Source organism: Myxococcus eversor (genome assembly GCF_010894455.1).
Lineage (GTDB): Bacteria > Myxococcota > Myxococcia > Myxococcales > Myxococcaceae > Myxococcus > Myxococcus eversor.
Genome location: NZ_JAAIXY010000016.1, coordinates 114,904 through 135,117 on the forward strand (window position 1 = coordinate 114,904; position 20,214 = coordinate 135,117).

16 protein-coding genes are annotated in these 20,214 nt (G+C 69.1%); 8 read left to right on the plus strand and 8 right to left on the minus strand.

Annotated elements, in window-relative coordinates:
• Nucleotides 1-6 precede the first annotated feature (6 nt).
• Both G4D83_RS29195 and G4D83_RS29200 read left to right on the plus strand, forming a co-directional pair.
• Nucleotides 7-4,419: an AMP-binding protein gene (locus G4D83_RS29195; RefSeq protein WP_163868146.1), complete on the plus strand. Its 4,413-nt coding sequence runs from the start codon at nucleotides 7-9 to the stop codon at nucleotides 4,417-4,419.
• Entirely contained in the window at nucleotides 4,416-5,444 is a 1,029-nt protein-coding gene (locus G4D83_RS29200; RefSeq protein ID WP_163868147.1) for an NAD-dependent epimerase/dehydratase family protein, read from the plus strand. The genes G4D83_RS29195 and G4D83_RS29200 overlap by 4 nt, the downstream gene beginning before the upstream one ends.
• Before the next feature lie 46 nt (nucleotides 5,445-5,490).
• Here the strand turns inward: G4D83_RS29200 and G4D83_RS29205 are convergent, their stop codons facing one another.
• The 3 genes from G4D83_RS29205 to G4D83_RS29210 all read right to left on the minus strand — a co-directional run bounded on the left by G4D83_RS29205 (nucleotide 5,491) and on the right by G4D83_RS29210 (nucleotide 8,238).
• A complete protein-coding gene (locus G4D83_RS29205) occupies nucleotides 5,491-7,044 on the minus strand; it encodes an MFS transporter (protein WP_163868148.1) in 1,554 nt (517 codons plus the stop codon).
• A 157-nt stretch (nucleotides 7,045-7,201) separates the two neighbouring features.
• Complete coding sequence (locus G4D83_RS45655) at nucleotides 7,202-7,357, minus strand: hypothetical protein (protein WP_176433447.1); 156 nt, start codon at nucleotides 7,355-7,357, stop codon at nucleotides 7,202-7,204.
• Nucleotides 7,358-7,359: 2 nt separating this feature from the next.
• Nucleotides 7,360-8,238 carry a diguanylate cyclase gene (locus tag G4D83_RS29210; RefSeq protein WP_163868149.1) on the minus strand — a complete coding sequence of 293 codons (879 nt, stop codon included), beginning with the start codon at nucleotides 8,236-8,238 and terminating at the stop codon, nucleotides 7,360-7,362.
• 227 nt (nucleotides 8,239-8,465) lie between these two features.
• On the opposite strand from G4D83_RS29210, the gene glgC reads away from it, so the two are divergent.
• Nucleotides 8,466-9,695, plus strand: coding sequence for a glucose-1-phosphate adenylyltransferase (gene glgC, locus G4D83_RS29215; RefSeq protein WP_163868150.1), 1,230 nt, complete (start codon nucleotides 8,466-8,468; stop codon nucleotides 9,693-9,695).
• Nucleotides 9,696-9,701: 6 nt separating this feature from the next.
• A complete protein-coding gene (locus tag G4D83_RS29220; protein ID WP_163868151.1) occupies nucleotides 9,702-10,235 on the plus strand; it encodes a GNAT family N-acetyltransferase in 534 nt (177 codons plus the stop codon).
• On the opposite strand, the gene G4D83_RS29225 is transcribed toward G4D83_RS29220, so the two are convergent.
• The 4 genes from G4D83_RS29225 to add form a co-directional block, all read right to left on the minus strand.
• Nucleotides 10,228-10,692, minus strand: coding sequence for a hypothetical protein (locus tag G4D83_RS29225; RefSeq protein ID WP_163868152.1), 465 nt, complete (start codon nucleotides 10,690-10,692; stop codon nucleotides 10,228-10,230). The genes G4D83_RS29220 and G4D83_RS29225 overlap by 8 nt on opposite strands.
• Before the next feature lie 127 nt (nucleotides 10,693-10,819).
• Nucleotides 10,820-12,244 carry an RtcB family protein gene (locus G4D83_RS29230; RefSeq protein WP_163868153.1) on the minus strand — a complete coding sequence of 475 codons (1,425 nt, stop codon included), beginning with the start codon at nucleotides 12,242-12,244 and terminating at the stop codon, nucleotides 10,820-10,822.
• Between the two features lie 296 nt (nucleotides 12,245-12,540).
• Nucleotides 12,541-13,320: an SDR family NAD(P)-dependent oxidoreductase gene (locus G4D83_RS29235; protein ID WP_163868154.1), complete on the minus strand. Its 780-nt coding sequence runs from the start codon at nucleotides 13,318-13,320 to the stop codon at nucleotides 12,541-12,543.
• A gap of 104 nt (nucleotides 13,321-13,424) precedes the next feature.
• Nucleotides 13,425-14,588, minus strand: a complete 1,164-nt coding sequence (gene add / locus G4D83_RS29240; protein ID WP_163868155.1) for an adenosine deaminase — start codon at nucleotides 14,586-14,588, stop codon at nucleotides 13,425-13,427.
• 95 nt (nucleotides 14,589-14,683) lie between these two features.
• Between add and G4D83_RS29245 the strand changes: the two genes are divergently transcribed.
• The gene (locus G4D83_RS29245) at nucleotides 14,684-15,733 is read left to right on the plus strand and encodes an outer membrane protein assembly factor BamB family protein (protein ID WP_338041948.1); all 1,050 of its coding nucleotides are present in this window, start codon (nucleotides 14,684-14,686) and stop codon (nucleotides 15,731-15,733) included.
• Between the two features lie 224 nt (nucleotides 15,734-15,957).
• Here G4D83_RS29245 and G4D83_RS29250 read toward each other — a convergent pair whose 3' ends face one another.
• Nucleotides 15,958-18,282, minus strand: a complete 2,325-nt coding sequence (locus G4D83_RS29250; protein WP_163868157.1) for an ATP-dependent helicase — start codon at nucleotides 18,280-18,282, stop codon at nucleotides 15,958-15,960.
• 114 nt (nucleotides 18,283-18,396) lie between these two features.
• Here G4D83_RS29250 and G4D83_RS29255 point away from each other — a divergent pair, with 114 nt between their 5' ends.
• From G4D83_RS29255 to G4D83_RS29265, 3 genes are all read left to right on the plus strand, one after another.
• The gene (locus tag G4D83_RS29255; RefSeq protein ID WP_163868158.1) at nucleotides 18,397-18,882 is read left to right on the plus strand and encodes a PaaI family thioesterase; all 486 of its coding nucleotides are present in this window, start codon (nucleotides 18,397-18,399) and stop codon (nucleotides 18,880-18,882) included.
• Between the two features lie 126 nt (nucleotides 18,883-19,008).
• Complete coding sequence (locus G4D83_RS29260; protein WP_240356725.1) at nucleotides 19,009-19,653, plus strand: RNA polymerase sigma factor; 645 nt, start codon at nucleotides 19,009-19,011, stop codon at nucleotides 19,651-19,653.
• Nucleotides 19,646-20,203 carry a zf-HC2 domain-containing protein gene (locus G4D83_RS29265; RefSeq protein WP_163868160.1) on the plus strand — a complete coding sequence of 186 codons (558 nt, stop codon included), beginning with the start codon at nucleotides 19,646-19,648 and terminating at the stop codon, nucleotides 20,201-20,203. Before G4D83_RS29260 ends, G4D83_RS29265 begins: the two co-directional genes overlap by 8 nt.
• The last annotated feature ends 11 nt before the right edge of the window (nucleotides 20,204-20,214 follow it).

Sequence of the window (20,214 nt, forward strand, 5' to 3'; positions counted from 1 at the left end):
CCGGACATGTCACCGCAACCCGAGCTGAACGTCTCCCAGGTCTTCACCGGCAAGCGCCTGTTGTTCGCGGGCGCCACGGGCTTCGTGGGCAAGGTGACGCTGTCCATGCTGCTGCACCGCTACGGGCAGGAGCTGGAGCGCGTGTACGTGCTCGTCCGCAAGGGCAGCGCGGCCTCCGCCGAGCGTCGCTTCTTCGACAAGGTCGCCACCAGCGAGCCCTTCCAACCCCTGCGCGACACCTACGGGGAAGAGGGCGCGCTCGAGTTCCTGCGCAAGAAGTGCCACGTCCTCGACGGCGATATCACCGACCCGTGGGTGGGCCTGGAAGAGGCCCAGGTGGCGGAGCTGACGGGCAAGGTGCACGCCTTCGTCAACTGCGCGGGCCTGGTGTCCTTCAACCCCTCGTTGGAGGTCGGCCTCAACGTCAACACCCACGGCGTGAAGTACGCGGTGGAGCTGGCGCTGCGCTGGGCGGTGCCCCTCATCCACATGTCCACGTCGTTCGTCGCGGGCAACCGCAGCGGGCTCGTGTTCGAGGACGAGGAGGTCCGAGGCTACTTCCCGAAGAAGGACGAGCTGGACGGGCGCGACTTCAGCCTGGAGCAGGAGCTGAAGGACGCGGAGCGAATCGTGGCGCGGCTGCGCGAGCAGGCCGATGACCGGGCGCTGACGTCCACCTTCCGCAAGAAGGCATTGGACCGGCTGGCCGAGGAAGGCCGCGACGTCAACGACGAGAAGACGCTGCGGCTCGCGGTCGGCCGTGAGCGCAAGCTGTGGCTGAGCGGCGAGCTGGTGCGCGCGGGCATGGAGCGCGCGGCGCACTGGGGCTGGCCCAACACGTACACGTACACGAAGTCCCTGGGCGAGCAGGTCATCGCCGGCACGCCGGGGCTGCGCTACGCGATTGTGCGGCCCTCGATTGTGGAGAGCGCGCGGCACTTCCCGTTCCCGGGTTGGAACGAGGGCTTCACCACGTCCGCGCCGCTGGCCTTCGCCGGCATCAAGGGCCCGGGTGGCATCCCCGCGGGCGAGAACACCATCCTGGACATCATCCCGGTGGACCAGGTGGCGGGCGCGACGATTGGCATCACCGCGCAGTCCATCGACGTGGAGGAGCGGCGCGTCTACCAGTTGGCCTCCGGCGACGTGAATCCGTTCTACGCCAGCCGCTCCGTGGAGCTGGTGGGCCTGTACCGTCGGCGCTACTACCGGAACAAGGAGTCGGGCAACAAGGTGCTCAACTCGCTGCGCTCGCGGCTGGAGCCGCAGCCGGTCAGCAAGCTCGAGTTCGAGTGGATGAGCGCGCCCATGCTCGTCCGGGGCGCCAAATTCCTGAGGAAGGCCATCGACGAGGTGCGGCCCGCTTGGGGCGCGCCGGCCGTGCAGGCGATGTTGGACAAGGCCAAGGTGTCGCTCGAGGAGGTGGAGACGAGCAACGCGGGCCTCATCGCGATGACGGACCTGTTCCTCCCCTTCCTCTACGAGAACCGTTACGTCTTCCGCTGTGACAACACGCGCTCGGTCTACACGCGCATGGTGCACGCGGACCGGCTGAAGATTCCGTGGGACCCGGAGCACATCGACTGGCGCGCGTACTTCATGGAGACGCACCTGCCGGGCCTGGAGAAGTGGGTGTTCCCCGGCCTGGAGGAGGAGCGCGAGAAGCGCACCGTCATCCCCGCGCACCGCGACTTGCTGGAGCTGTTCGAGGCGACGGTGCATGCGTACCGGCACCGGGTGGCCTTCCGCATGGTGGCGGGCGAGAAGGAGGAGCGCTTCACCTTCGGCGAGGTGCACCGCTATGCGGCGCGCGTGGGCAGCTTCCTGGTGCGCTCAGGCGTGAAGCCTGGAGACCGGGTGCTGCTGGTGTCGGAGAACCGGCCCGAGTGGGGCACGTGCTTCTTCGGCATCCTGCGTGCTGGCGCGACGATGGTGCCGGTGGACCCGGGCCTGAGCGAGGCGGAGGTCATCAACATCGCGAAGCGGGCGGAGGCGAAGGTCTGCCTGATGTCCGAGGACGCGTCGCGGGACTTCTCTGGCCTGTTCGGCGCGCTGGGTGACAACGTCATCATCGCGAGCCTCGCGGAGGCGATGACGGGCGACCCGGCGTACCCGGAGGACCGCATCGGGCCGGTGCGCAAGTCGGCGTCGGCGGATGACCTGGCGAGCCTCATCTTCACGTCCGGGACGACGGGCACGCCCAAGGGCGTGATGCTCACCCACCGCAACTTCTCCTCGCTGGTGGCGAAGCTGGCTGGCGTGTTCAACGTGGGCGTGGGCGACGGCGTGTTGTCCGTGCTGCCGCTGCACCACACGTTCGAGTTCTCCGCGGGCTTCCTCACCCCGTTCTCGCGCGGCGCTGAAATCACGTACATCGACGAGCTGACGTCGGACCGGCTGGGCGAGGTCTTCGAGACGGGCCGCATCACCGCGATGATTGGCGTGCCGGCGCTGTGGCAGTTGCTGCACCGGAAGATGACGCAGGAGTTCGCCAGCCGTCCGCCGCTGGTGGAGCAGGCCATCAAGGCGATGATGGCCACGCACGGCGAGCTGCGGAACCGCGCCAACGTCAACCTGGGCAAGCTCTTGTTCTGGCCCGTGCACCGCAAGTTCGGCGGGCGCATCAAGGTGCTGGTGTCGGGTGGCTCGGCGCTGCCCGAGGAAGTGCACAAGGCCTTCCACGAGCTGGGCTTCAACATCACGGAGGGCTACGGCCTGACGGAGGCCGCGCCGGTGCTCGCCGTCGCGACGCCTGGCAACAAGCGCACGCCCGGCTCGGTGGGCAAGCCGCTCGCAGGCATCGAAGTGCGCATCCTCCAGCCGGACAACGACGGCATTGGCGAGGTGCTGGCCAAGGGCCCCAACGTCATGGCGGGCTACTTCGGGGACCGCGAGGCGACGGAGGTGGTGCTGAAGGAAGGCTGGCTGCACACCGGCGACCTGGGCCGCGTGGACGCGGAGGGCCGGCTGTACCTGGTGGGTCGAGCCAAGGACGTCATCATCGACCACAACGGGAAGAACATCTACCCGGACGAGCTGGAGGAGCTGTACCAGGAGCACCCGCACGTCAAGGAGCTGTCCATCGTCGGCCTGACGGACGACGCGGGTGGCGAGAAGGTGGCGTGTCTGTGCGTGCCGGACTACGGAGACCGTCCCCGCGAGGAGGTGCGCCGCGAGTTGGAGGAGCACTTCCGCAAGGTGGGCGCGGGCATGCCCTTCTACCGGCGCATGAAGGTGCTGCGCTTCTGGGATGGCGAGCTGCCGCGCACCTCCACGCGCAAGGTGAAGCGCAAGCAGGTGGTGGAGGAGCTGCAGCGGTTGGAGCGCGTTGCGGCCAGCGCCACCAAGGCGCGAGAGAAGGTGGCCGCCACGGTGGCGGGCACCGGCGGCGCGTCCGAGTGGCTCTACCCGCTCATCGCCGAGGTCTGCCACAAGCCGCTCTCCGACGTGCGTCCGGAGACGCACCTCACGGGGGACTTGGGCTTCGACTCGCTGATGCTCACGGAGCTGTCCTCCGCGCTGGAAGGCGCGGGCGTGCCGCTGCCGGCGATTGAGGATTTGACGCAGGTGCAGACGGTGGAGGACCTGCGCAAGGTGGTGATTGCGTCGGGTCGCCGGCCGTCGGCGGAGACGCGGGCGAAGGAGATCTCCAAGGAGAACGCGAAGGCGGAGGAGGTGGAGATTCCGGTGCCGGACGTCGTCGCGGACGTGGGCCGACAGCTGCTGTCCTTCGGGCAGAAGGTCCTCTACGGCGGCGTCTTCGACGTGAAGGTGACCGGCCGCTCCTTCATCCCGATGAACCGCAACTTCCTGGTCATCGCCAACCACGCCAGCCACCTGGACGCGGGCCTGGTGCGGGTGGTGCTGGAGGAGCAGGGAGACCGGCTCGTCTCGCTGGCCGCGCGCGACTACTTCTTCGACACGCCGCTCAAGCGCGCGTGGTTCGAGAACTTCACCAACCTGGTCCCCATCGAACGGCACGGCTCGCTGCGCCAGTCGCTGCGTCAGGCGGGCGAGGCGCTGCGCCAGGGCTTCAACGTCCTCATCTTCCCGGAGGGCACGCGCTCGCCCACCGGCGAGCTGCAGGAGTTCAAGTCCACGCTGGGTTATCTGGCGTTGACGTACCGGGTGGACGTGCTGCCGCTCTACATCCACGGCGCCTTCGACGCGCTGCCCAAGGGCAGCGTCTTCCCCAAGTCCAAGGACCTCAAGGTGAGCATCGGCCCCGCGCTGGGACACGAGGCGCTGCGCGCGCGCTCGCAGGGCATGTCGCGCTCGGAGAGCTACCGCTACGCCACCCGCATCGCCGAGGACGCGGTGCGCGAGCTGCGTGACGGACGTGTCCTCAACCTGGGCGGACCGCCCTCGACGGACGTGGACGTCCTGCCCGCGCTTCCCTCGGGAGGGAAGAACTCGTGAAGCTGCTCGTCACTGGAGGCACGGGGTTCCTGGGCACGCATCTGGTGCCCAAGCTGGTGGCGGCGGGCCACACGGTGCGCCTCATCGGACGCTCGCGTCCGACGGGGCCGGCGTATGCGGGCACGGAGTACGTCGCCGGCGACTTGAAGGACCGGGACGCGGTGCGCCGCGCGCTGGACGGAGTCGAGGGCGTCTATCACCTCGCCGGGCTCGTCTCCTTCCAGCCGAAGGACGCCCGGAAGATGTTCGAGCTGCACGTGGACAGCACGCGCGAGCTGCTGCGCGACGTGCGCGAGGCGGGCGTGAAGCGCGTCGTCCTCGCGTCCACGTCCGGCACCACGGCGGTGTCGAAGGAGGAGGCGGTGCTCGACGAGTCCGCTGACTACCCGATTACCGTGGTAGCGCGGTGGCCGTACTACATCTCCAAAATCTACGAGGAGAAGCTGGCGCTGGAGTACTGCCGCAAGCACGCCATTCCGCTCGTGGTGCTCAACCCCAGCCTGTTGATGGGGCCCGGGGATGACCGGCTGTCGTCGACGTGGACGGTGGTGAAGTTCCTCAACCGGGAGATTCCGGCGATGCCGGGTGGCGGCATCTCCTTCGTGGACGTGCGCGACGCCGCGGAGGCGTTCCTCCAGGCGCTCACCCGGGGCGAGCTGTATGGCCGCCACCTGATGGGCGTGAACATGACGACCCGGGAGTTCTTCGAACGGCTGGAGCGCCTCACCGGCGTGCCCGCGCCCCGGCTGCGGCTGCCCAAGCAGGTGAACATCCTGGGCGGCCAGTTGCTGGAGCGCTGGGCGAAGCTGCGTGGCACGCCCGCGCCGTTGGACCCGCAGGAAGTGGAGATTGGCGAGCACTACTTCTGGCTGGATGCCGCCAAGGCCCAGGCCGAGCTCGGCTTCCACGCGCGCGACGTGCAGGAGACGCTCGTCGACACCGTGAAGCACATCTACGCGAAGCTGCCGCCCGGGAGCCTGCCCGGCACCAAGGGCCGGCTCGGCGACTTGCGCGAAGGCACCTGAGCTTCGCGCGCACGCGAGTAGGCGCCGCCTCATGAAGGGCGGCGCTTCACCCGTCTCCGGTGTGGTGCCCCGGACGGACGCTCCTCAGCGTCACCGCCGCGAGGACCGAGAGCGCGAGGAAGACCCCCGCGCCAATCACCGCGGCGGTGTTGAGTCCCAGGGTGAAGGACTCCCGCGCGGCCCCCAGCAGCGACGCCTGGATTGAGGAAGGCAGCGAGGGCGCCACGGCCGCCGCGCCGATGAGGCTCTCGCGGACGCGGTCGGCCACCTCCACCGGGACGTCGGGCATCACCACCGGGTCCATCCGCTTGCGGTAGATGAAGGTGCCCAGGCTCCCCATCACCGCGACGCCCAGGGCGAAGCCCAGCTCGTTGGCGGTCTCCGAAGTCGAGGCCGCGGAGCCAGCCTTCTCCGGGGGCGCCGAGCCCACCACCAGGTCCGTGCCCAGCACTGCCATGGGCGCGAAGCCGATGGCCGCCACGACGGTGCCGACCACCAGCAACATTCCTCCCCCCACGCTGTCCGCCTGGGTCATCACCGCATAGCCCACGCTCGACAACAGGAGGCCCGCGGCCATGACGAAGCCCGGGCGCATCCGTCGGATGATGAAGGGCCCCAGGAGCGAGCCCGCCATCATCCCCACCATCTGCGGCACCATCCGCAGCCCGGCGTCCAGGGGCGACAGCCCCGCCACCAGTTGGAAGTACATGGGGACGAGCAAGGCCATCCCGCCCGAGCAGATGGCCATGAACAGCATGATGACCAGGGTCGCGCTGAACGCCCGGTTCGCGAACAGCCGGGGGTCCAACAGCGGATGCGCCAACCTCCGCTGCCTCTGGACGAACACCACGCCCAGGGCCAGTCCTCCCAGCAGCACGGCCACGGGCAACGGATGCCAGCCATGACGGGCCAGTTGCTTGAGGCCGTAGACGGTGGGGAGAATCGCGGCCAGGGACAGCGCCACGCTGGTCAGCTCCACGCGGCCTCCCGAGGGGTCCTTGTACTCGGGGAGCAACAGCGGCGCCGCCACCAGCAACACGAGCATCACCGGGACGCCCATCAGGAACGCGGCGCCCCACCAGAAGTGTTGCAACAGCAGCCCCCCGAGCAGCGGCGCGACGACCATGCCCAGGAGGAAGCAGTTGAGCCACACGGCAATGGCCAGCGAGCGCTGCTGGGGCACCTGGAACATGTTGCTGATGAGCGCCAGCGTGGAGGGCATCAGCGTCGCGCCGGCCATGCCCAGCGCGGCACGCGAGGCGATGAGCATCTCCGGGGTGCGGGAGTACGCCGCCGCCACCGACGCGAGACAGAAGGCCGACGCGCCTATCAGCAGCAGCTTGCGCCGGCCGATGCGGTCTCCCAGCGTGCCCATCGTCACGAGCAGGCCGGAGAGCATGAAGCCGTAGATGTCCATGATCCACAGCTGCTGGACGCTGCTCGCCCCCAGCTCCGCGCTCAGGTGCGGCAGCGCCAGGTAGAGCACGCTGACATCCACCGAGATGAGCAACGTGGGGAGCGCGAGCACCACCAGGCCAATCCACTCCCGGCGTCCCGCCAGGGGAGGCCCTCCACCCACGGCATCCTCGGACTTCGTCATCGCGCCACCCTCTCATGCTTCTGACGCGGCCTCGACGAAACCCGGACGCGTCCAGGCACGCCGTGATGGCGAGCGAGGACTCACTCCAGCCCTCGGACAGCGTCCAGGGCGAAGAGCGGTCAGCGGGAAATCGGGAACGAACGGAGCTTCAGCGAACCTACCGCTTCACCGTCTCACGGGCGCGGTCCACCATCTGCCCCGCCCAGGGCTCGGAGCGGTGGCTCCACACCCACGCGGCGCCCAGGAAGCCCAGTCCGAGCAGCACGAGCACCAGTCGCGCCAGCATGGAGGGTCCCTGCTCGCCTTGCGCCATGACTAGCCCACCACCCTGTTGCGGCCCGTCTTCTTGGCCTTGTACAGGTTGGCGTCCGCCACCTTGATGAAGTGGGTGGGCTCCGCCATGTCCGCCGCCATCTCCGCCACGCCAATGGAGATGGTCACCGGAATCTCCTTGTCGTCGTAGAAGAAGGTCTTCTCCTCGACGAGCTTGCGAATCTTCTCCGCGAACAGGCGCGCCTTGTCCGGCCCGTCCTCGGGCATGACCACGGCGAACTCCTCGCCGCCGTAGCGAGCGAAGCACTGCTCACGGCGCACCAGTCGCTTGATGGACTGGGCCAGCTCCCGCAGCACGTAGTCCCCGGCCAGGTGCCCGTGCTCGTCGTTGATCTTCTTGAAGTGGTCGATGTCGAACATCATCAGCGACAACGTGCGCTGGTACCTGCTGGAGCGGCCCATCTCCCGCTCGAGGTACTCCAGGAAGAAGCGCTTGTTGTTCACGCCGGTGAGGCCATCCGCGATGGTCAGCGTGTAGATGGTCTCGTGGTACTGCGTCTCGATGTTGTCGCCATTGAGGAACTTGAAGATGGAGCCCCCGACCTTGATGAGGTCGCCGTTGCGAAGCGGCTGGGCCTGGAGCACTTCCTGGTCGTTCAGGTAGGTGCCGTTGGTGGAGCCCAAGTCCTCCACCAGCATCTTCCCGCCCCGGCTCAGCACGCGGGCGTGCCGGCGCGAGACGTTGTCCAGGTCCACCACGATGTGGTTGCCCTCTTCCCGGCCAATCGTCAGCTCGGAGTCGACAAGGTACTTCTTGCCGAGCTCCGGGCCGTGAATCTGGACGAGGCAACACTCGGCGCTGCGCTCGTTGCGCAGATCCAGGGAGGAAATCTTGGTGACGCGCGTTTCGTCTCCTGACATCGCCGCCAAGGCTAACACGAGCCCCTTTTCGGAAGCCAAGTAACCCCAGCGGGAACCGCGCTTCCCGGCGCGCCCGGGACGGCCCCGACGGCGACGATGTCCCACATCTGGGGAGTCCGGCCCGGTGGGGAGGACGTGGCCGGGCGGTTGGGCACTCAACGAAGGCAACCGAGCAGGCCTCGGCGGCCTTGTCGCCCGAGGGAGCCGGACTAACGTCCGGCCCAACTATGTCCAAAGTCCTGGCGATGATTCTGGCGGGCGGCGCGGGTACGCGCCTGGAGCCCCTCACCCGTGAGCGGGCCAAGCCCGCCGTCCCTTTCGGGGGCCGTTACCGCATCATCGATTTCGCCCTGTCCAACTTCACCAACTCGGGAGTCTACCGGGTCAAGGTGCTCACCCAATACAAGAGCGACTCGCTCAACAACCACCTGTCCCGCGCATGGCGGATGTCCGCGTTCCTCGGCCACTACGTCGAGGCGGTGCCCGCGCAGATGCGCACCGGCGTGGACTGGTACAAGGGCAGCGCCGACGCCATCTACCAGAACCTCAACATCATCACCGACGAGGAGCCGGACTACATCTTCGTCTTCGGCGCGGACCACGTGTACCGGATGGACACGCGGCAGATGCTCGACTTCCACATGTCCAAGAAGGCCGCGTGCACCGTGGCGGCCATCCCCGTCCCGATTGAGCAGGGGCGCGAGTTCGGCATCATCGACGTGGGCCCCGACGGGCGCATGCGCGCGTTCCTGGAGAAGCCCAAGAACCCGCCGCCCATGCCGGGCAACCCGAAGATGTGCCTGGCCTCCATGGGCAACTACCTCTTCACCACCGACGCGCTGGTGCAGGAGGTGGTGCGCGACGCGGCCAACGAGACGAGCGCTCACGACTTCGGCAAGTCCATCATCAGCGAGCTGTACAAGACGGCGCCGGTGTACGTGTACGACTTCGCGCAGAACGAGATTGCCGGGCAGGAAGGCAAGGAGCGCGGCTACTGGCGGGACGTGGGGAACATCGACATCTACTACCAGTCCAACATGGAGTTGGTGGAGGTGGACCCCATCTTCAACCTGTACAACGACCGCTGGCCCATCCACACACAGTCCAACAACTACCCGCCGGCCAAGTTCGTCTTCGCGGACAAGGACAACCAAAGGGTCGGCCACGCCATGGACTCGCTGGTGGCGGAGGGCTGCATCATCTCCGGCGGGCGCGTGAATCGCTCCGTGCTTTCCCCGAAGGTGCGCGTCAACTCGTACTCGGAAGTGGAGGCGTCCATCCTCTTCGAGAACGTCACCATCGGCCGCCGCAGCCGCATCCGGAAGGCCATCATCGACAAGAACGTGGAGATTCCGCCGGGGACCACCATTGGCTACGACCCGGTGGAGGACAAGCGGCGCTTCCACGTCACGCCGGACGGAGTCGTCGTCATCCCCAAGGGCATGAAGGTGGTGTGAGCGGCCATGGTCTCATCGGGGGGCCTTCACCTGCGGCCAGCGCGCGACTCGGACCGTCGCGCGCTGTGGCGTGTCCACACCGAGGCGGTGGAGACGCTGTGCCAGGGTGTCTATGCCCCCGATGAGCTGAACACCTGGGTGAGTCTGCTCCGGCCGGAGGGCTATCTCCGGCCGGACCGGCCGCGCACGGTGTTGGTGGCGGAGCGGGGCCGGCGCCTGGTGGGCTTCGGCCAACTCCACTGCCGCGCCGGAGAGCTGGAGGCCCTCTACGTGGTGCCGGACGAGGTGGGTCACGGCGTCGGCTCCCAGTTGCTCGCCGCGCTGGAGTCGGTGGCCTGGGGTGTCGGCACGCCGCTGTTGGGCCTGGATGCCAGCCTCAACGCGGAGGACTTCTACCGGCACCGGGGTTACGTGTCGCTGCATCCGGCCACACGGCCGCTGACGCAGCGGGTGCAGCTGGCCTGCGTGCGGATGCAGAAGCGCAGGCCCATGGCCTCCTCGCGGCGCGAGTCGAGCGCCGGAGCGATGCCCCCTACCTGAAGGCGGCCTTCACCTCGGGCTTGGCCAAGACCACCAGCGCCCAGATGCCGATGGGCAGGGCAAGGCAGCCACAGGTGCCACAGCATGGCACGAGCGACGCGATGGCACCCGCCATGGCCAGTCCGCGACTCTGGAGCTGCCGCATCTTGAACGCGCCGAAGAAGGTGAGCGCATTGAGGAGGAGAACCGGGCCGAACATCACCAGCCGGCCGCCCACGGAGACGAACCAGTCGAGGGTCCCCTTGTTCTTCTCCAGCACGTCCCGGTACTGCGCCAGGTTCGGGTCGTTGTAGAGCTGCTCCAACTGCTCCGGCCCGACGGGTGTCGCCAGGTTGGTGAGGGCCCAGAGGAACGTCACCGCGGAGGTGACCATCAGGAGGATGGCCGGCAGGGACACGGCCTCCTTCGGGTTGGTGCCGGGAAAGCCATCCGTGGGGGCTCCGTATGCGTTCTCCATGTTTCCAGCTCCCGTGACACGTGAAGGGTGCGTGGGCCCACGGCCCAGGATGGCGCGTATTCCAACCAGGAGACGGTGCGGGCACCAAGCGAAATGGCGCCGCACCGTCCCCCAGTCGTCGTCAGGCTCACGCCTTGAAGGTGAGCAAGGGCGCCAGACGCGCCACCTCGCGGACGATGCCGGCCTTCACCTGCGAGTCCACCACCGGACGGATGGGCTTGTAGGCGGCGGGGGCCTCCTCCACCCGTCGCTCCGAGCGCAGGGTGATGCAGTCCACGCCCTTCAGGCCCAGCGCCGCCTCGCTCTGGTCGGCCCCACCCCGTGACAGGGAGAAGCGCGAGCGCGCCCGCCCCGCCCCATGGGACGCGGACTCCAGCGCCCGCGCATCACCGCACCCCACCATGAGGAAGGACGTGGCGCCCATGGAGCCGGGGATGATGACGGGCTGCTCGGCGCCCGCGGGGCAGGCGCCCTTGCGCGCCAACCAGCCCCCCTCGTACGGGAGGGTGAGGTTGTGCGGCACGTCGTAGACGAGCGGTGCCTCCACGTCGCCGAACAGCTCGCGCAGCGTCTGTCGCAACAGCTCCGCGAGCAGCAGCCGGTTGAGGAAGGCATAGTTGGCGGCGGTGGCCTCGGCCTCCAGGTAGCCAGCGACGAGCGCCTCGTCCGCCAGCGGGAGGATGCCGCTCTCCGGGAAGGGAGCCCCCTGGGGCCAGGCCTTGCGGGTGCGCTCACGCCAGGCCACCCCGACGTGTTTACCCACGTCGCGGCTGCCGGTGTGAATCATGAACGCCAGCTGTCCTTCGCGGACGCCCCACTGCCAGGCTCGCGCCCGGTCCTCGACGGCCTCCACGCGCTGCACCTCGACGAAGTGGTTGCCTCCGCCGATGGTGCCCAGGCCCGCGTCGCGCACCACGCCCTCGCGGGTGAGTGCGTCCGGTGCCCAGCTCGGGTTGCCGCGCAGCGCGCCGCCCAGGTGGATGCGTCCCACCTCCGCGTCGAGCTGCGCCAGGTCCGCCGCTTTCGCGCAGCCCAGCGGTGCGTCCAGCGTCTCCAGGAGCCAGCCTGGGATGCCGTCGCGCAGCAGGGCCGTGGACGCTCGCGAGGACATCGCCACGTCCCTCGTGCCGAAGAAGTAGTGGCCCTTCATGCGCTCGACGAAGTCGTCACGTCGCGCCAGGAAGTCCTCCACGGAGAGGTCCGCGACGTGCAAGCGCATGCCGCAGTTGATGTCGGTGCCCACGGCGCCCGGGACGACGAGCCCACGCGTGTGCAGCACCGAGCCGATGGCCACGCCGGAGTCGCCCGGGTGGAAGTCAGGGGTGGCGCGCACGCGCAGCACCTCGCCACCACCCGGGTGCTTCAGGGCGGCGAGCTGTGCGAGCTGTTGGAAGGCCTTGCCCTCGACGGGCAGGTCCGGGGGGAGAAGCACCTCGGCGGGTGGCGCGTTCGCGTCACCGTGGAGGCGCACGGTGTAGAGATGACCGTCATAGGTCACCTCGAGCCCCTCGCGGGCAAGCGCCCGCAGGAGCCGATTCAGTTTCGGCTGCATGACCCAACTCAGGGAATGCCCCGGTGCTCGCGGACGAGCCGCTCGGGGAGACGTGGCGGAGAGAGATGGTGGACCTTGGGTCAGCAGCCGCGGTCGCCGGACGGCTCGAAAGCCATCCTCACCGCGCAGGGACGCATGCCGCGCCGGAGGCTGACGAAACAGTCCACCCGAGGCCGCTTCACTGCCTCACCTCACGCCAAATCACAGCTCGCCGTGCCCCGCTTCACTCGACGGCAAGCATCCGCTCGGCCCCCGCGGCCACCAGCCGAGCGTCGCGCGCCATCGCCGCGTCGGGACTACACCGCCCCGGACAAACCGCCGTCGACGTTGATGGCCGTGCCGCTGATGTAGCCACCCCGAGGAGACAGCAGGAAGGCGACGACGTCCGCGAACTCCTCCGCGCGCCCTACTCGCCCCAAGGGGATGCCCGCGTTGCGCGCCATCTCCGCCTGGAACGACTCCACCGACTTGCCCAGCTCCTGCGCCCGGCGCCCCCACTGGCCGCTCTCGATGATGCCCACGAGCACGGCATTCACGCGGATGTTCTTCGCTCCGAGCTCCTTCGACAGCGCCTTCGTCAGCGCCATGCCCGCAGCGCGTGACACCGAGGACGGCGTCGACTGCGCCCCGGGCGTCTTCGCGCCAATCGCCAGCACGTTGACGATGGACCCGCCCCCGGACTCGCTCAGGTGGGGCAGCACGTGCCGCGATGCGCGCACCGCCGCGAACAACTTGAGCTGGAGGTCCGTCTCCCACTCGGCGTCCGTCACCGAGGCGAACGGACGGGCCGCGGCGGTGCCGGCGTTGTTCACCAGCGCGTCCACCCGCCCCCACCGCGCATGGGCCGCGTCCACGAAGTGCTCCACTTCCCACGCCTTGGACACGTCCGCCTGCACCGCGAGGACGTCACCGCCCTCCGCGCGCAGGGCCGAGGCCGTGGCCTCCAGCCGCTCCGTGCCCCGGGCACACAGGGCCACCTTGGCCCCTTCCCGGACGAGCCGTCGGGCCACCGCCGCGCCCAGCCCATCCGAACCGCCCGTCACCAACACCACCCTGCCACCCAGTTCCAGGTCCATGTGCGCCTCCTTCGCGGGCCACGGCACCGGAAGCTCGCGAGAGCCTCCGGCCTGGACACCGGTGCGTGGCCGATGACGCCGCGCACGCACCGGAGGCTACGCCATCACGCCGGCTGCTTCACGGGCACATGCCGCTTCTTGTCGAAGGCGGCGAGCGTGGTGGCGATCTCCTCGTTCACCAGCCGCAGCATGTCCTGCTTCTCGCGGAACGGGAGGAAGGCGCTCTTGAAGCCGGAGACGATGATGGTGGCCAGGTCATCCAACGACAGGCCGAGTTCCTTGTGGGCCACCCACAGCTCCTTCGTCACCGTGGTGTCGGTGATGAGGCGGTTGTCGGTGTTGATGGTCACCCGCAGACCGTAGTCGAAGTAGAACTTCAACGGGTGCGCGGCGAGGCTCGACACCGCGCCCGTCTGCACGTTCGACGTGGGGCAGACCTCCAACGGAATCCGGTGGTCGTTGACGTAGTTGAGCAGGTCCCCGTCCTCGCGCAGCCGCGTGCCGTGGCCGATGCGATGCGAGCCCAGGTTGTGGATGGCCTGGGAGATGGACTCGGGGCCGTACGCCTCGCCGGCGTGGGCGGTGCAGTTGACGTTGTTCTTCAGGATGAGCTGGAAGGCATCCTTGTGGTCCTTGGCCGGGAAGCTCGCCTCGGCGCCCGCGAGGTCGAAGCCGATGACGCCCCGGTTCTTGTAGGCCACCGACAGCTCCGCCAGCCGCATGGACGTCTGCGGATTGATGTGGCGGATGCCGCACACGATGACGCCGCACTTGATGCCCGTCTCGCGCTTGGCCACGCGCAGGCCCTCGAGCACCGAGTCGATGACGGTGGTCATCTTCAGGCCCTTCTGAAGGTGCAGCGCGGGCGAGTAGCGCACCTCCAGCCACCGCACGTTCTCCGCCGCCGCGTCCACCGCCAGTTCGTAGGCCGCGCGGTAGAGGGAGTCCGCCGTCTGGAGCACGGAGAGCGTCACGTCGAACGCGACGAGATACTCCTCCAGGCTCTCGCAGACCTCACCCATGTGGATGGCCTTGGCCAGTCCGTCCACGGTGTCCGCCGGCAGCTTGACCTTCTGCTGCTCGGCGAGTTCGAGGATGGTCTTCACCCGCATCGAGCCATCCAGGTGGCAATGCAGGTCCGTCTTGGGCAGGGCGTGCAGCAGCTCTTCCGTCACCGCCAGCGTGGGGGGCGGGACGAAGTCCGTCCGCCGGGCCCCAGAAGGGATGCCGGTGGCGCTGGGAATCTCGTCGTCACGAATCGTAGGCATGGTCGAACTTCCTTCCTTACGCCATCCTCCAAACCATGTCGCCCCGCGCGTGTCCATGCAGGCCCCTCGCCCCCGCCCTCGCCCTGACATTGGTGATGGCCGTGGGGTGCCGGGAGCCCGCGGAAACGGCCTTCCGGTACTCCACGGATGCATCCTCCCGTGCCGGACTGACACCCCTGCCGGATGGGGTCATCACCGGCAACGAGGCCGGCGCCGTGGTGCGGCTGGACCGCGCCGGAGCGGTGGTCTGGCGGGTGGCGCTCGGACGGGAAGTGGCGACGCGGCCCGTCGTGGCCGGCGACAGCGTCATCGTCGGAACAGTCGCCGGAGACCTGGTGCGACTGGCCCTCGTGGACGGAGCGGAGCGCTGGCGCCTCACCGGCGAGCCCCCGGTCCTCACTCCCCTGGTCGCGACCTCCGACGGAGCCTCGGTCTTCGTCGTGGCTCCGGATGGCGCGGTGCGTTCACACGCGGTGGACACGGGCAAGGTCCGGTGGCGGACGCCCGTGCCCAAGGCCGACGAAGCCCACCTGGATGCCCGTCGCGGGCTCCCCTCCCCCGTCCTCGTGGACGGGCGGCTGGTGGTGGCGCTCGGGGATGTGGGGCTGGTGGCCCTATCCTCGGAGGACGGAGCCCGGGTCTGGCGGCAGGAGGTCCGGGGCGTGCTGGGACTGGAGGTCTCCGGGGACGTCCTCTTCGCCAGCACGCGAGACAAGCGCGTCTGGGCCTTGAAGGCCCGGGATGGCGCACCGCTCTGGGAGAAGAGCCCCGCGAAGGAGCTCACCAGCCCGCCCTCCCTGGCCCTGGGCCTGCTGTGGGTGGGCGCGCGCGTGGAGGACGCCGCGGTGCTGGTGGCGCTCTCGCCGGAGGACGGGAAGGAGGTGGCGCGGGTGGGACTGCCGGACGCGCTCACCACCAGCGTGGCCGAGGCTCCTGGCGACATGCTGCTGGTGCCCACCCACGGACGACAGGGACGGCTGGTGGCCCTGAAGCGGCCCACGTGGGAGCGCGCGTTCTCCCTTCGCACGGACACGGCACTGCGCTCGCGGCCGGTCGTCCTGGGGCAACAGGTGTTCGTGCTCGGCCAGGATGGGCGGGTGCTGTCGTGGAAGCTGCGCCCACCGGAGCCTGTGCGCGGGCCCTGAAGATTCCCGGCGCGACGTCGTCAGGGGGCCCCACGGGCGGGCGTCCTCTTCTCCGCGCCCGGCAGAAGAGGCCCTACACGCTCTCGGACTTCGCTGGTTCGAATCCAGCTCCCTCCGCCATCTGGAGGGATAGCCAAGCGGTCGACGGCACCAGACTTCCATCTGGCAGGTCTTCCTCACGGCTTCCTCACTCGGGCGCGGAAGAAACCCCGCGCGTTCCCCTGCTAGCCTGGCATCAGGAAGCGGGCGATGACGCGCTTGAGTCCCACGGCACCGCCGAACTCCACCGTCACCTTGGCATTCGGCCCCGAGCCATCCGTGGCGACGATGCGGCCCACGCCGAACTGCTCGTGTCGCACGCGCATGCCGCGCACGTCCCCGCTCACCGCGTCCATGTCCGACGCCTGTGAGTAGGAGCGGTCGATGCGCGGCCCGTCGTCCTCGTCCCAGGTCCGCTTGCGCGGGGGCGCCATGGGCGCGGGCCGAGGTGGCTCCGGGATGTCCTGCTCGCTGATGCCGAACAGTTTGGGCGGCACGTCTCGCAGGAAGCGGCTGGGCTGGTTGTAGCGCAGCTCACCGAACAGCGAGCGGCACTGCGCCAGGCTCACGAAGAGCCGCTTGCGCGCACGGGTGAAACCCACGTAGCAGAGGCGCCGTTCCTCGGCCATCTCCTCCCCGTTGTCCGGGTCCTCGCCCTTCAGCGCTCGCGAGTGAGGGAAGACGCCGTCCTCCAGGCCCGTGAGGAACACCGCGTCGAACTCCAGGCCCTTGGCCGCATGCAGCGTCATCAGCGCCACCCGGCCCTCACCGACCTCCGCGTCCGCGTCACCCACGAGTGAAATCTGCTCGAGGAACGCCTGGAGCGGAGGCGTGTCCGCCGACAGCGGCGCGGCGTCCACCTCGGGCGGCACCTCCGCGGGGGGATTCGCCGCGGCGGCCACCGACGCGGCCGCGCGGTTCAAGTCGAACTCCTGCGCGGCGCCCAGGAACTCGCGAAGGTTCTCCGCGCGCGTCGTCGCCTCGTCGCTGCCCTCGGCGACGAGCGTGTCCACCAGCTTCGTCTCGCGCAGCATCTCGTCCACGGCGCTCGCCGCGTCCGTCGTTCCCTCCGCGTAGGCGTTCAGCGACTTCAGCAGCCCGTGGAACGTGCGCAGCCGCTTCACCGCCGTGCTGTTCAGCGCGGGGATTCGCTCGGGCTCGGCGAGGACCTCGAACAGGCTCTGGCCCTGGGTGTTGGCGTGGTCCGTCACCCGCTCCACGGTGGTGTCGCCGATTCCGCGCGCGGGCGTGTTGATGATGCGCAGCAGGTCCGCGTCCGAGCGCGGGTTCACCATCAGCCGCAGGTACGCGGAGGCATCCCGCACTTCCGCGCGGTCATAGAAGCTGCGGCCGCTCACCAGCGTGTACGGCACGCGCGCCAGGCGCAGTCCCTCTTCCAGCACACGGCTCTGCGCATTGACGCGGTAGAAGACCGCCATGCTGGAGTACTTGATGAAGCCCTCCCGCTGGAGCGCGAGAATCTGCCGCGCCACCTCCTGCGCCTCCATCCGCTCGTCGCGGTTGAGCATGAGCTGGAGCGTCTGGCCCGCGGGCCGGTCCGACCACAGCTTCTTCTCCATCCGCCGCGTGTTCTTCCGGATGACCTCGTAGGCCGCGTCCAGGATGTTCCGGTCCGAGCGGTAGTTCTGCTCCAGCTTCACCACCTTCGCGCCCGGGTACTCGCGAGGGAAGTTGAGGATGTTGTCCACGTCCGCGCCGCGCCAGCGGTAGATGGACTGGTCGTCGTCTCCCACCACCACCAGGTTCGCCGACGGCGGCGGCGCCAGTTGCTGCAGGAGCGCGTACTGCACCGGGTTGGTGTCCTGGAACTCGTCCACCAGCACGTGGTGGAAGCGGCGCCGGTAGTTCTCCAGCACCTCCGGCCGCTTGCGGAACAGCGTCACCAAGAGGAGCAGCAGGTCGCCGAAGTCCACGGCGTTGGCCGCGCGCAGGCGGTCCTGATAGGCACGATACACCTTGTGGACCAACTGGCCGCGCTCGTCACCGGGCGCCACCTCCATGTCCTCTGGCAGCCGGGCCGCGTTCTTCTCCTGGTCGATGCGACTGAGGATTTCGCGCGGTTGCATGGACTGCTCCAGCCCCGCCTCCCGCATGGCCCGCTTCACGACGTTGAGCTGGTCCCCATCGTCATAGATGACGAACGAGCGGGTGAGCCCCACGTGCTCCGCCTCGCGCCGCAGAATCATCGCCGCGGCCGAGTGGAAGGTGCTCACCACCAGGTCGTTCGCCTGGCGCCCCAGCAACTGCACCAGGCGCTCGCGCATCTCCCTCGCTGCCTTGTTGGTGAAGGTGACGGCGAGGATGCGCCACGGGAAGACCTCTTGGACCTTCACCAGGTGCGCCACCCGGCGGGTGATGACGCGCGTCTTGCCGCTGCCGGCGCCCGACAGGACCAGGAGCGGGCCCTGCTGGTGCAGCACGGCCTCCCGCTGGGGAGGATTCAGGTCTTCGAGGAGGGCGGATTCGTGGACGTTCACGGTGGGACTCAAGGGGGAGCCTCTGCTTCTAACGTCTTTCTCCGTCCGGTGGGCGGCCTTCCACCGCCCCGGGACGCCCGGCCGGTCCCCTGGCTTTTCGCGCTCGGGTATATAGGGCGGAACACCATGTCCGACTCCTCTTCAGGTCCCCCTTCGCGGCCCACCCAGGCCGCACTGGAACGCTACGCGGAGCTCTTCAACCAGAGCCTGACGATGCGCCACTTCGGCGCCTCCGTGTCCTTCCCCGAAGGCCGCAAGGTCGTCGTCTCCCTGCCCGAGCTGCGACCGGAGCACCGAGGGGGCGTGGGCAGCGCCGCCGCCGTCAACGGCGGCATCCTCGCCGCCCTCTTCGACCTGGCCATCGGCACCTGCGGCGCGCTGGTGGACCCCAGCCGCCGCTGCGCCACCGTGCAGCTCTCCATGAGCTTCGAGCGACCCGTCACCGGCGACCACATTCGCGTGGAGGCCGAAATCGACAGCCAGGGCCTCACCCTCCTCTTCGCCACCGCCCGCGTGTACGACTCGGAGGGCCGGATGTGTGGGCGCTGCCAGGGCGTCGTCCGCCTCTCCAACCTCCCCTGGTCCTCTGGGGAAAGCCCCGCCATCAACTGACCCTTGACCACCCCTCCGCACATCTTCCCGGTTCCCGACGATATGTCCGCCACGGACACACGTTACCCGGGCACCGGGGAGCGGCGGCCACGCCCCGGAGACGCTTCAGAGCGACGGGAAGACGGCATGAGTGCAGCCGTGCAGGGCCTGCGGATGACGACGGTTCGACTACCGAGGGAAGCCGAGGAGCCGATGGAGGCGTCGCGCGGGGTGGACGAGGAGTCCCTGTCGCGCAAGGCCCTCGCCGGTGACAGGAGCGCGTGGGACGCACTGGTTGCGCGCCACCACCGCCGCGTCGTGGTATCGCTGCTGGCCCGAGGCGTCCGGGTGGACCGGGCGCACGAGCTGGCCCAGGAGACGTGGGCCCGGCTCATCCAACAACAGCAGCGAGGGCTGCTGACGGAGCTGCGCCTGCCCAACCTCGCCCTCACCCAAGCGGCCTTCCTGGCCGCGGACGATGCCCGCCGCGTCCGGCGAGAGTCCATCTCCGGGGCGGTGGAGGAATTGCCCGAGCGTCAGCATCCCGTGGACCCGGCCGTGTCCGCCGAGCGTCGCCTGCTTTCCGAAGAGCAGTTGTCCCGCGCCCATGCCGCGCTCGCCCAGGTGTCGCCGAGCGCGCGGAGCGTGTTTCTCCTGGCCTGTGACGGCCAGGAGCTACCCCATGCCGAAGTCGCCGCGAAGGTCGGTCTCTCCGTCCAGCGCGTGCGGCAGATCCTGTGCGAGGTCCGGAAGAAGCTGCGGACCGCGCTCGAGGAGGAGACCCATGCTTAAGCCCCACCTGACCCGCGACTCCGCGGAGCAGTACATCCTGGGCGCACTGGCCCCGGAGAAGGCGGCGGCGTTGGAGGCCCACACGCTGGAGTGTGAGCCTTGCGCCGTGCTGCTGCAGGAGGAAGCCCTCCTGTCCGAACAGCTCACCGAGGCGGCCAGCACCTTCCCCCGGGAAGAGCGCGTCGTGCGTCCCCTCGTGTGGCACGCAAGACGCGCGGGGACGGGCGCGGCCATCGCGGCCCTGGCGGCGGCGGCCTCGCTCACGCTGGTGCTGCTGACCGGCGACAAGGCGACGCATCCCTCGGTGCCCGACACCCTGGATGTGAGGCCGCCCACCGTGGCCCTGGAGCTGGACGAGGTCGACTCGCCGACGAAGTCGAACGTCGTCGCATGTCCGGACCTGGCCACGCAGGACTTCTGCACGCGCAAGGCCGCCGAGCGCGGCCTGCTGGTCATGAATCCCTGGGGCACCGCCGAGGTCCCCCGCTACGAGGCCCGCACCGGCCTCCCCGAAGGCGCGCTGAGCGCGCGCCAGCCCGTGTCGCTGTGAGGACGCCCGCC